The following is a 12,707-nucleotide window of genomic DNA, read 5'->3' as shown; positions in this document are numbered from 1 at the left end:
CAGCGAACAACAATTTTTTTTAAAAATTATAACGAAAGAAAATCAATATTGTTTTAATTGATTGAAAATGTTTGTTTTAGAGATTTTCTCTAGTCCTTGTATATAGAATACGAAATTAATACACTATTGGTTTCATCATTTAATGATAATTGACCATTATGATCTAAAACAAATTGCCAACCAAAAGGTTCTTTTTCAACTCTGTAATATTTAATGTTGTTAGAAGTCTTTACAAGCTTTAATTTTTGAATTTTTTTATGTTTTCTATAATACAAATTATTATCGTTCATTTTTACAAATTCAAAATAACCATCTTCTTTCTTAGTTTTAAAAGATTGAAGTTGCCATTTGCCTATAACTTCAGTTTCTTTAAGCTTTTGAAGTTTAAGTTGGTATATAAAAGCTTCATATAAGTCTTTACTTATGGTGTTACTATTTATCTTATTTAGTTTTTCTAGTAATGATTGATGTTTATTGCTTTCGCCATAAACAGAGTAGTTATAAAATGTTAATGAAATCCCTTCTAACTGATAAGCTGGATATTGAATTAACTTTTGATTACCTCTTGCATTAGCGCAAGTTTTTATAATTGGCCAATAGGCAATCTGTGAAGGTCCAAAACAATTATGAATGTGGTGCATTTCTACAACACTATTATTAGGAAGATAGTGTTCTAAGCCATGAATTTCAATCATTAACGCAGACTTCATCATGTGCGTAATGGTTAAAGAATCGTGTTGTTTGGTTATGTAATTATCTTTATAAAGTGCGTTCTGATCTTGGTCTAAAAGATCTTTCCAATAGTCTTCTATCTCCTGATCTGTTTTTAGTGCGGATATTTCTTCCTTATATTCTGATAAAAGTGTTTTTTTAGCACAAGAAGTAAATAATACTAAAGCCGAAAATAACAGATAAATAGACTTCATTTTAAAGTATTATAATTCAAACCAATCTGAAACTTTAGTTGTTTGCTTTGGTATGTATGTTTTATGAATAAACTCGTTATTTGCTTTGTTGTATTCATAGTCTTTAGCCCATTCTTTGTGGTTTTTGGCTAAAGCTTCTATGCTTTCGCATACATAATCTACTTCAGTACAAGTGGTTGTTGGGTGAATAGACATACGTATCCAACCTGGTTTTTGAGATAAGTCACCAGCTGTAATTTCACAAGTTAAAGAATGAGATTTTTCTTTGTCTACGTGTAATAAGTAATGACCGTAAGTACCAGCACAACTGCATCCACCACGTGTTTGTATTCCAAATTTGTCATTTAATAATTTTACACCTAAATTGAAGTGTAAATCTTCAATATAGAATGAAAACACGCCTAATCTATCTTCATGCTCTGCAGCTAAAACATGTAAATTTTCAATGTTTTTTAAACTTTTAAAGATATGATGTGACATTTCGTGTTCTCTATCTAAAATATTTTTTACACCCATTTGGTCTTTTAGCTTTATAGCTAAAGCCGTTTTAATAGTTTGTAAAAAACCTGGTGTACCGCCATCTTCACGGTCTTCGATACTATCAATATATTTGTGTTCTCCCCAAGGATTTGTCCAGCTTACGGTACCGCCACCAGGACAATCGGGAATCATATTTTTGTATAGTTTTTTATTGAAAACCAAAACACCAGACGTACCTGGTCCGCCTAAAAATTTATGAGGAGAGAAAAATACAGCGTCTAAATAAGCGTCTTCATCTTCTGGATGCATATTAATATCTACATAAGGTGCAGCACACGCAAAATCTACAAAACAAACACCACCATGTTGATGCATTGTTTTAGCAATTTGGTGATAAGGTGTTTTTAAACCAGTAACGTTAGATGCGGCAGTTACAGAAGCGATTTTTAATGGACAGTCTTTGTATTGTTCAAGTAAAATTTCAAGGTTTTTCATGCAGAATAAACCGTCTTTTCCTGCAGGAATAACTTCAACTTTTGCCATAGTTTCTAACCATGAAGTTTGGTTAGAGTGATGTTCCATATGTGTAACAAACACAACAGGTCTTATCTCGTTTGGTATTTTAGTGTATTTGCTTAAATTTTCAGGGACTTTTAGTCCTAAAATACGTTGAAACTTATTGACAACGCTTGTCATACCATTTCCAGCAACAATTAAAACATCATCTTTATTACTGTTTACATGTCCCTTAATGATTTGTCTTGCTTTATGATAAGCATTAGTCATTGCGGTACCAGATACAGTGGTTTCCGTATGTGTATTAGCTACAAAAGGTCCAAAATTGTTGATTATCTTTTCTTCGATTGGTCTGTACAATCTACCAGAAGCTGTCCAATCTGTATAAACCATTTTTTGTTTTCCGTAAGGTGATTCAAATTCTTGGTCTATTCCTATAATATGTTTTCTAAACTGAGAGAAATAAGTTTCTAGTTTAGAAGTTTCGGTTCTTTTAGCGTTTGTTGTGTACATAACCTGAAAATTTTAAGCTATAATATACTAAATATTAGCAATTTCTTTAATTTCTGAAATGATTTTTTCTGCCAAAGTATCTGCTGCTTCTTGAGATTTAGCTTCGGTATATATTCTAATAATGGGTTCTGTGTTACTTTTTCTTAGATGAGCCCAACTTTCAGCAAAGTCAATTTTTACACCATCAATAGTAGTTAAATTTTCATTACTGTATTTATCTTCCATTGCTTTTAAAATAGCATCAACATCTAAAGTAGGCGTTAATTCTATCTTTTTCTTACTCATAAAGTAGCTAGTGTAAGTTTTTCTAAGTTCGCTAACACTCATTTTTTTATCAGCTAAAAGACTTAAAAATAAAGCTACTCCAACCAAAGCATCACGACCGTAATGAGAAGCAGGATAAATAATTCCGCCATTACCTTCGCCACCAATAACGGCGTTGTTTTTCTTCATTAATTCAACCACATTTACTTCTCCAACAGCAGAAGCTTCATAAGTTCCACCATGCTTTTTAGTAACATCTCTTAAAGCTCTAGTCGAGCTCATGTTACTAACCGTATTACCAGGTGTTTGGCTTAAAACCCAATCGGCACAAGCTACAAGCGTATACTCTTCGCCAAACATATTTCCGTTTTCATCCATAAACGCTAAACGATCTACGTCTGGATCTACAACAATACCAAAGTCTGCATTATGTTTTTTTACAGCATCACTTAAATCGCCTAAATGTTCCTTTAAAGGTTCTGGGTTATGCGGAAAATGACCTGTTGGATCACAATATAATTTAACGGTTTCTACACCTAAATGTTCTAAAAGTAAAGGAATAGCAATACCGCCAGTACTATTTACACCATCAACAACAACCTTAAAATTAGCGTCTTCTATTGCTTTTTTATTCACTAAATCTAAAGCCAACACTTCCTCAACATGTAAATCAAAGTAAGCGTCGTTTTTAGTAATTTCACCTAAATCATCAACTTCTGCAAACGTCATGTTATCAGACTCGGCAATTTCTAATATTTTTTGGCCTTCTTTACCATTTAAAAATTCACCTTTCGCGTTAAGCAACTTTAGAGCATTCCATTGTTTTGGGTTATGACTTGCAGTTAAAATAATGCCGCCATCTGCGTGTTCCATTGGTACAGCAAGTTCTACTGTTGGTGTTGTTGATAACCCTAAATCAACCACATTAATACCTAAACCTACAAGTGTATTCATTACTAAATTTTGAATCATATCGCCCGACAAACGCGCATCGCGACCAACTACAACTTTATAATCTTTTTTATCGCGTTGTTGTTTTAGCCACGTACCGTAAGCCGAAGCAAATTTTACTGCATCAATTGGTGTTAAGTTGTCTCCAACGTTACCGCCAATGGTTCCTCTAATTCCTGATATAGATTTTATAAGTGTCATTATGTTCGTTATCTTTGTTTTGTTGATTTTAAAAGTGTAAAAATACATATATTTATTGAATGAACTACTTAGCGCATATCTACCTTTCTGGAAACAACAAAATGGTCACAATTGGTAACTTTATTGCTGATGGAATACGTGGAAAAAAGTATAAAACATACCCGATAGAAGTTCAAAAAGGTATATTATTACACCGTCAAATCGATACCTTTACAGATGCGCATCCAACCGTTAGGCAAAGCACCAAAAAGCTTCATAAAAATTACGGTCATTATTCTGGTATTATTGTAGATATTTTATACGATCATTTTTTAGCTAAAAACTGGTCAAAATATTCTGATGTGCCATTAGAAGATTATGCCGAAAATTTTTATCAAATCTTAACTGATAATATCGACATTTTGCCACAACGCATCTTAAAAATGATGCCACATTTAATTTCAGGAAATTGGTTGTTAAGTTATGCGACAAAAGAAGGCATAGCAAAAGTATTAGACGGAATGAATAAGCGCACCAAAAACCGATCACAAATGAATTTAGCTACAAAAGAACTTGATTTATTTTATGACGAATTTGAAGCTGAATTTACCTCTTTTTTTGAGGAGCTTATCGCATTTTCAGAAGAAAAGCTAATCCAAATCAACCAAGAATTATCATGAAATACAGGTTACTTTTAATAATTGTTTTTCTTTCATTTTTCAATTGTAAAGAAGACAAAAAACTAACAAAAGAAGGTGTAATTGCAGATAAAGCCATGATAGTTTCAGCAAGAGCTGAAGCTTCAAAAATAGGAGTGGAGATTCTTAAAAAAGGCGGAAACGCTTTTGATGCTATGGTAGCAACAGATTTAGCTTTAGCGGTATGTTACCCTTATGCTGGAAATATTGGTGGTGGCGGATTTATGGTTTACCGACTAGAAAATGGTGAAATTGGTGCGTTAGATTATCGCGAAAAAGCGCCACTTGCAGCTACAAAACAAATGTATTTGGATAGCTTGGGTAATGTCGTCCCTAATTTAAGTACAAAAGGCGGATTGGCTGTTGGCGTGCCTGGTACTGTTGCTGGTTTATTTGCAGTACACGACAAGTTTGGAAGTTTGCCTATTCAGACCATTATGCAACCTGTGATAGATTTGGCTAATCGTGGTTTTGTTGTCACTAAAAAGCAACAAGCTGTTTTAGATGAAAAACGAAAAGATTTTCTTGAAGTTAATAAAGATACCATTCTGTTTGCTAAACAATGGAAAGCTGGTGATACGATTAAAAACAAACAAATGGCAAAAACATTGGTTAAAATTATGATAGATGGTCGTGATGCCTTTTATAAAGGTGAAATTGCAGATTCTATAGCAAATTTTATCCAAAGGAATGGTGGAATAATCACCAAAGAAGATCTTGCAAAGTATGAAGCCAAATGGCGAGATCCAATTACATTTACTTATGATGATTTAAAGATCATTTCAATGTCGCCGCCATCAAGTGGTGGAATTTGTTTAGCTCAAATAATGAAACAAATTGAACCTTATAATTTAGATGAATTTGGACATAATTCTCTTAAAGCCATTCAAGTAATTACAGAAGCCGAAAGACGTGCGTATGCCGATAGAAGTTTTTATTTAGGAGATCCTGATTTTGTAAACATTCCGCAAACCCAATTAATAAGCGAAAGTTACGCGTCTAATAGGATGAAAGATTTTAGTTTTGAGTCGGCAACGCCTTCAACAAAGATAAAACATGGCGATGTTCAGGTTATTGAAAGTGATGAAACTACACATTATTCAATTGTCGATCAATTCGGTAATGCAGTTGCGGTAACCACAACATTAAACTCTGGTTATGGTTCTAAATTGTATTCAGAAGAATTAGGTTTCTTTTTTAATAACGAAATGGATGATTTTTCTAGTAAACCAGGCGAGCCAAACGTATACGGATTAATTGGAGCAGAAGCAAACAGTATTTTACCAGAAAAACGTATGCTAAGTTCTATGACGCCAACTATTGTAGAAAGAGACGGAAAACTATATATGGTTGTTGGTACGCCTGGCGGATCTACCATTATCACTAGCGTGATGCAAGCTATAATTAATGTGCATGAATTTGACATGAGTATGCAAGAAGCAGTAGAAGCGCCTAGATTTCATCATCAATGGTTGCCTGACGAAATTAGAGCAGAACCAAACGCTTTTAATGAAAAATTAACCAATAAATTACAAGAAAAAGGATATATTATAAATATAAATCGTACACCTGTAATTGGTAAAGTAGATGCTATTTTAGTAAAAGAAAACGGGCAATTAGAAGGTGGCGCAGATCCAAGAGGAGACGATACCGCAGTTGGATTTTAAATGAATAATTATGGCAATAAAAGCAAAGAAAATATTTAAAATAATTTTAGGAGTAATTATCTTTTTTACACTACCATCATTACTGTTTTTTGGATTTGTATACTTTAAATATGCAGAAGATTTACCTCAAATAAACCCAACAGAAAAAGCGGATATTTTAGCTAATAAAATGTTAGAAGCTTTAGATTACGAGGCTTATAAAAATACCGATTATATAGAGTTTACTTTTAAACAAAGACACAAATACCAATGGAACAAATTAGAAAATACTTGTAATGTATTTTGGAGTCATTTTAAAGTAGAACTAGATTTAAATGACAAAAGCAACTCCAAAGTATTTGTACAAGATCAAGCGTATAATGGCGTAGAAAAAGAGAAATACGTACAAAAAGCAATAGATTATTTTAATAATGATACGTTTTGGTTAGTAGCGCCATATAAAGTTTTTGATGCTGGAACAAAACGAAGTATTGCCAAAAACGAAGACGGAGAAGAAGGTTTGTTAGTTACTTACACAAAAGGCGGAAGTACACCAGGTGATTCTTATTTATGGCATTTAGACGAGAATTATAAACCTAAAAGCTTTCAAATGTGGGTAGATATTTTGCCAATTGGCGGTTTAGAAGCAACGTGGAGCGATTGGAAAACTACCGAAACAGATGCAAAATTACCAACCTTTCATAAATTTATGTTTTTAGGTTTAGAGTTGGATGATATTAAAACTTCGAGGTCAGAATAAAAACACGAATTATCACTAATATGTTTGGCAAATAATTAATAAGAAAACAAAGTTTAACTACATAATTTTAGTTTTGCTAACTGCTAACTGCTAACTGCTAACTGCTAACTGCTAACTGCTAACTGCTAACTGCTAACTGCTAACTGCTAACTGCTAACTATTTCTTTTTCTGCCCAACAAACTGTTGTTCTTTCAGTTTAAATAAGACGTTAAATGTGGTTAAACTACCATAAATACGTGTAATATATTGCTGTAAATCTATTTTTTCTTGTTCTTCAAGATTACTAGAATTTATTTTTTGTTCCATCACACGCAAACGATCACGAACCATTGTAATCTTATGAAAAAAGTCTTCAATTTTTATCTCCTTACTTTTTAAATTGTCGTCAGCTGGTTTTAATTCCATTGTGCCGCCTTTCCATTTGTCGCCAATATGCACAACTTCAGAGACATCACTGTATTTTTTTAAGATACTTACCAAGCTACTTTCAATATCAAAAAAGCTAACTGTATCTACCTCGTTTTCGGCAGCTTCAATAGTTTCAAAATCATCGTCTAATGGTATAGTTTCTAATCCGTTTTCAATAAATGTTACCCAATATTGTTGACTGTCAACATTGGTAACAACGCCTTTTCCGTATGATGTATGATTAATTCTTGATCCTATTCCTAAAAGCTTCATTTGTATCTATTTTTAAATTTCCGTGACAACGAAAGTATAAAAAAACATAAAGACTTCATTAAGAAAATGATAACTAATTGCACTTCAAAAAGATTGATAAAAACCGTATCTTTGCAACTTTGCCAATTCACAGATATTTGCTAAAAATTGCTATGACAAATTTTGAAGAAAACATTGAAGTTAAAGGCGCAAGAGCACATAACTTAAAAAATATAGACGTTACCATTCCGCGAGAAAAACTAGTTGTGATTACTGGTTTGTCAGGAAGCGGAAAATCGTCTTTAGCGTTTGATACCATTTATGCCGAAGGACAACGTCGTTACATCGAAACATTTTCGGCGTACGCTAGACAATTTTTAGGCGGATTAGAACGACCAGATGTAGATAAAATTGATGGTTTGTCGCCTGTAATTGCTATAGAACAAAAAACAACCAGCAAATCACCACGATCTACCGTTGGTACCATTACCGAGATTTATGACTTTTTAAGATTATTATTCGCAAGAGGTAGTGACGCTTACAGTTACAATACAGGCGAAAAAATGGTGAGTTACAGTGATGAGCAAATTAAAAAATTAATTACCGAAAGTTACAAAGGTAAGCGCATCAACGTGTTAGCGCCGGTAATTAGATCTAGAAAAGGACATTATCGTGAGTTGTTTGAGCAAATTGCAAAACAAGGTTTTGTAAAGGTTAGAACAGATGGAGAAATTAGAGATTTAATTAAAGGCATGAAACTAGATCGTTACAAAACACACGATATAGAAATTGTTATAGATCGCTTAAAGATAGATGAAAATGTAGATAACGATAAACGTTTAACCGAGACAATTAATACAGCAATGTATCATGGTGATGACGTGTTAATGGTGATTGATCAAGATACGCAAGAAGCACGTTATTTTAGTCGAAATTTGATGTGTCCAAGTTCTGGGATTTCTTATCCAAATCCAGAACCTAACAACTTTTCATTTAATTCGCCAAAAGGAGCTTGCCCAAAATGTAATGGCATTGGAACCTTGTATCAAGTTAATGAGAAAAAAATAATTCCAGACGATTCTTTATCCATAAAAGCTGGTGCATTAGCGCCTCATGGACCAGAAAAAAAGAGCTGGATTTTTAAGCAGTTTGAAACCATTGCACAACGCTATAATTTCAAATTAACAGATCCTTACAAGTCAATTCCTGACGAAGCAAAACAAGTGATTTTATATGGCGGAAATGAGAAGTTTTCTTTGGAAAGTAAAACATTAGGCATTACCAGAGATTATAAAATAGATTTTGAAGGTGTCGCTAATTTTATTGAAAACCAATACAATACTGCAGAGTCAACATCATTAAAACGTTGGGCAAAAGAATATATGGACAAAATTGAATGTCCAGAATGTGAAGGCAGTAGATTGCGTAAAGAGTCGCTTTATTTTAAAGTGAACGAAAAAAACATCGCCGAACTAGCAAACATGGATATTAGTGAGCTTTCTGCTTGGTTTAGTGATTTAGAACAACATTTAAGCAAAACGCAACTAAAAATTGCAGAAGAAATTATTAAGGAAATTCGTGCCAGAATTCAATTTTTATTAGATGTAGGATTAGATTATTTGTCGTTAAACCGAAGTTCAAAATCCTTATCTGGTGGAGAAGCACAACGTATTAGGTTGGCAACACAAATAGGATCGCAGTTAGTTGGTGTGTTATATATTTTAGACGAACCTAGTATTGGCTTACATCAACGCGATAACGAAAAGCTAATTAATAGTTTGGTGTCTTTACGCGATATTGGTAATTCGGTTATAGTTGTAGAGCACGACAAAGATATGATAGAACGTGCCGATCACGTTATAGATATTGGTCCACGAGCAGGAAAACATGGAGGAGAAATTATAAGTGAAGGTACGCCAAAAGCATTATTAAAAGGTAACACCATTACAGCACAGTACCTTAATGGTAAAATGGAAATTGAAATCCCTAAAAAGCGTCGTGAAGGTAACGGTAAGTTTTTAGAGCTTAAAGGCTGTACAGGTAATAACTTAAAGAATGTTTCTGTAAAGTTTCCCTTAGGAAAAATGATAGGTGTTACAGGTGTTTCAGGAAGCGGTAAATCGACGTTAATTAACGAAACGTTGTATCCAATTTTAAACGCTCATTACTTTAATGGTGTTAAAAAACCAATGCCATACAAAAGCATTAAAGGTTTAGAACATATTGATAAAGTGATTGATATTAACCAATCGCCAATTGGTCGTACACCACGAAGTAATCCTGCAACCTATACCAAAACTTTTGACGAAATACGTAGTCTTTTTGCCAAAATACCAGAAGCGATGATTCGTGGTTATAAACCAGGTAGATTTAGTTTTAATGTCGCTGGCGGAAGATGCGAAACTTGTAAAGGTGGCGGATTACGAGTAATTGAAATGAATTTTCTTCCAGACGTTTACGTAGAATGTGAAACCTGTCAAGGAAAACGTTTTAATCGCGAAACTTTAGAAATAAGATACAAAGGAAAAAGTATTAGCGATGTATTAGATATGACTATTAATGAAGCGGTAGACTTTTTTGAAAACATACCAAAGATTCATAAAAAACTGAAGACCATAAAAGATGTTGGATTAGGTTACATTACTTTAGGACAACAAAGTACAACGCTTTCTGGTGGAGAAGCGCAACGTATAAAATTGGCAACCGAGCTAAGTAAACGCGATACAGGAAATACTTTTTACATTTTAGATGAACCAACAACAGGACTTCATTTTGAAGATATTAGAGTGTTAATGCAAGTGTTAAATAAATTAGCTAATAAAGGCAATACTGTGTTGATTATAGAACATAATTTAGATGTTATTAAAACAGTAGATTACATAATTGATATAGGTTATGAAGGCGGTAAAGGCGGCGGACAAGTAGTTGCTGAAGGCACACCAGAAGAAGTTGCAAAACATAAAAAAAGCCATACAGCACGATTTTTAAAGAAAGAATTAAACTCTTAATAATAAGCTAATTACGATTTTGTTAACACATATTGGTGATTTGGATATGTAACTTTAAGTAACATTAACCATTAAAAACCAATATATTATGAGAAGTATTCTTTGGCTAGTAGCCGTTATTTGTATAATCATGTGGGTTCTTGGATTTTTCGGAATTGTTTCAGGAATGGGAACCGGAAGTTTAATACATGTATTATTAGTAATTGCAGTAATAGCAGTGCTTTATAACATCATTTCAGGAAGAAAACCACTGTAATTTTTAGTATAAAATATTCATTTTTAGAATATTATATAAAGACTAGCAATATTGCTAGTCTTTTTTTGTTTAAAAAATGTGAATAGAACAGCTAAATCCTTTCAAATCTATTAAATTTGTTTGTTTGAATTTTTTAAAACTATAATATGAGAAAAGAACAACATCCTAAAGGTTGGAATGAAAAGAAAACAAACGACTCTTGGGCGATTTTTAAAATCATGGGCGAGTTTGTTAACGGATTTGAAAAAATGAGTGCAATAGGACCAAGTGTATCTATATTTGGATCTGCTCGTACAAAACCAGATCATAAATACTATAAATTAGCAGAAGAAGTAGCTTCAAAAATTGTTAATGCCGGTTATGGTGTAATTACTGGTGGAGGACCAGGTATTATGGAAGCAGGTAATAAAGGAGCTCATTTAGCTGGCGGAACATCTGTAGGATTAAATATAGAATTACCTTTTGAACAACATGATAATCCTTATATAGACTCAGATAAAAGCTTAGACTTTGATTACTTTTTTGTTAGAAAAGTTATGTTTGTAAAATACTCTCAAGGTTTTGTAGTTATGCCTGGTGGATTTGGAACATTAGACGAGTTATTTGAAGCAATTACTTTAATCCAAACCAATAAAATTGAAAAATTCCCGATTATATTAGTTGGTACCGAGTTTTGGGAAGGATTAATGGATTGGGTTAAAACAACACTTTTAGATAGTTTTAAAAATATTAGTCCTGGAGATATCGACTTAATACATTTAGTAGATACAGCAGATGAAGTGGTAGAAATACTAGATAAATTTTACGAAGAATATGGTTTAAGTCCAAACTTCTAAAAAAACAAATAGGTTTTAAAAAAAGAAATTTCAGAAGATAATATGATGTTATTTTCTGAAATTTTTTGTTTTACATAAACTCTTTTGGCACCTTATCTCTGTGTTTCCATCGTTTATGAGTCCATAAGTAGTATTCTGGTGCTTCGTAAATTTGTTGTTCTACTAATTCAAAAAAACGATCGGTGATTTCATAATCTTTAAAATCATGAGGGTTTTCTGCAAGAGTAGTAATTGTAGTTTCATAATATCCTCTTTTAACACGCTTTACAGCAAAAAATACTACAGTCATATCAAGGCGTTTTGCCATTAATTCGGCACCAGTATAAACAGGAACTTTAATTCCCATAAAATTTAACCAATGGTAAGCTTTATCTGGTTTAGGACTTTGGTCTGCAGCAAAGCCATTAATAGTTAATTCGCCTTTATTCTTTGCTTTTTGCAGTACGTCAAAAGTTTCTTTAGTAGTTATTAAATAAGAGTTGTAACGTGCTCTAATACGTTTTACCAAACGGTCAAAATACTTATTGTTTAATCGTTTGTAAATAGCGTAACCAGTGTAGTTTATATAGGTTTGTAATATAAAAATCCATTCCCAACTGGCATAATGCGCAGTCATCATTACAATACTCTTACCTTCTTTTTCGTGTTTTTTAAGCTCTTCAATATTTTTAAACGTGAAGCGTTTTTTCATTTCTTTTTCAGAAATAGTCATAGATTTTATAGCTTCAACAACCATATCACATAAATGATGATAGAAGTTTTTAGTTATCGTATTAATTTCATCATCAGATTTCTCAGGAAAAACAAGTCTTAAATTTTCCTTTACGGTTTTTTTTCTGTAGCCAATAATACGGTAGATTAAAATGTACAATCCATCAGAAAATGCGTAAAGTAATCTAAAGGGTAAGATAGAGATTAACCACAAAAAAGGGTAGATTAATATGTAGGCAATAAATTGCATGATGCGTTCTTAGTTTAGCTTGGCAAATATATAGTATATTTGAATGAAACT

At 32.7% G+C, this 12,707-nt stretch carries 11 protein-coding genes; 6 read left to right on the top strand and 5 right to left on the bottom strand.

The annotated features are described in order from the left end of the window. Positions 1 to 89: 89 nt before the first annotated feature. The 3 genes from WA340_RS02355 to glmM are packed head-to-tail and all read right to left on the bottom strand — an operon-like array spanning position 90 to position 3,851. Complete coding sequence (locus WA340_RS02355; RefSeq protein WP_336127123.1) at positions 90 to 926, bottom strand: hypothetical protein; 837 nt, start codon at positions 924 to 926, stop codon at positions 90 to 92. A gap of 9 nt (positions 927 to 935) precedes the next feature. Beyond that, positions 936 to 2,435, bottom strand: a complete 1,500-nt coding sequence (locus tag WA340_RS02350) for an aminotransferase class V-fold PLP-dependent enzyme (protein WP_336127122.1) — start codon at positions 2,433 to 2,435, stop codon at positions 936 to 938. Positions 2,436 to 2,462: 27 nt separating this feature from the next. Beyond that, complete coding sequence (gene glmM, locus WA340_RS02345) at positions 2,463 to 3,851, bottom strand: phosphoglucosamine mutase (RefSeq protein ID WP_336127121.1); 1,389 nt, start codon at positions 3,849 to 3,851, stop codon at positions 2,463 to 2,465. A 59-nt stretch (positions 3,852 to 3,910) separates the two neighbouring features. Here glmM and WA340_RS02340 point away from each other — a divergent pair, with 59 nt between their 5' ends. From WA340_RS02340 to WA340_RS02330, 3 genes are read left to right on the top strand one after another with little or no spacing between them, the layout of a single operon-like run. Further along, complete coding sequence (locus WA340_RS02340; protein WP_336127120.1) at positions 3,911 to 4,510, top strand: acyl carrier protein phosphodiesterase; 600 nt, start codon at positions 3,911 to 3,913, stop codon at positions 4,508 to 4,510. Then, positions 4,507 to 6,195, top strand: a complete 1,689-nt coding sequence (gene ggt / locus WA340_RS02335) for a gamma-glutamyltransferase (RefSeq protein WP_336127118.1) — start codon at positions 4,507 to 4,509, stop codon at positions 6,193 to 6,195. The genes WA340_RS02340 and ggt overlap by 4 nt, the downstream gene beginning before the upstream one ends. Before the next feature lie 10 nt (positions 6,196 to 6,205). After that, the gene (locus tag WA340_RS02330) at positions 6,206 to 6,934 is read left to right on the top strand and encodes a hypothetical protein (RefSeq protein ID WP_336127117.1); all 729 of its coding nucleotides are present in this window, start codon (positions 6,206 to 6,208) and stop codon (positions 6,932 to 6,934) included. 157 nt (positions 6,935 to 7,091) lie between these two features. Here the strand turns inward: WA340_RS02330 and WA340_RS02325 are convergent, their stop codons facing one another. Then, positions 7,092 to 7,616, bottom strand: coding sequence for a hypothetical protein (locus tag WA340_RS02325; protein WP_027879772.1), 525 nt, complete (start codon positions 7,614 to 7,616; stop codon positions 7,092 to 7,094). 152 nt (positions 7,617 to 7,768) lie between these two features. Between WA340_RS02325 and uvrA the strand changes: the two genes are divergently transcribed. The 3 genes from uvrA to WA340_RS02310 all read left to right on the top strand — a co-directional run bounded on the left by uvrA (position 7,769) and on the right by WA340_RS02310 (position 11,695). Then, complete coding sequence (uvrA, locus tag WA340_RS02320; RefSeq protein ID WP_336127115.1) at positions 7,769 to 10,603, top strand: excinuclease ABC subunit UvrA; 2,835 nt, start codon at positions 7,769 to 7,771, stop codon at positions 10,601 to 10,603. A gap of 88 nt (positions 10,604 to 10,691) precedes the next feature. After that, entirely contained in the window at positions 10,692 to 10,859 is a 168-nt protein-coding gene (locus WA340_RS02315; RefSeq protein ID WP_027879774.1) for a lmo0937 family membrane protein, read from the top strand. Positions 10,860 to 11,005: 146 nt separating this feature from the next. Further along, positions 11,006 to 11,695, top strand: a complete 690-nt coding sequence (locus tag WA340_RS02310; protein ID WP_027879775.1) for a TIGR00730 family Rossman fold protein — start codon at positions 11,006 to 11,008, stop codon at positions 11,693 to 11,695. Between the two features lie 70 nt (positions 11,696 to 11,765). On the opposite strand, the gene WA340_RS02305 is transcribed toward WA340_RS02310, so the two are convergent. After that, positions 11,766 to 12,656 (bottom strand): lysophospholipid acyltransferase family protein, encoded by an 891-nt coding sequence (locus WA340_RS02305; RefSeq protein ID WP_336127114.1) that lies wholly within the window; start codon positions 12,654 to 12,656, stop codon positions 11,766 to 11,768. Positions 12,657 to 12,707: the final 51 nt, after the last annotated feature.

Source organism: Mesoflavibacter sp. CH_XMU1422-2 (genome assembly GCF_037029245.1).
Lineage (GTDB): Bacteria > Bacteroidota > Bacteroidia > Flavobacteriales > Flavobacteriaceae > Mesoflavibacter > Mesoflavibacter zeaxanthinifaciens.
This window is presented reverse-complemented; position numbering and strand designations above follow the sequence as displayed.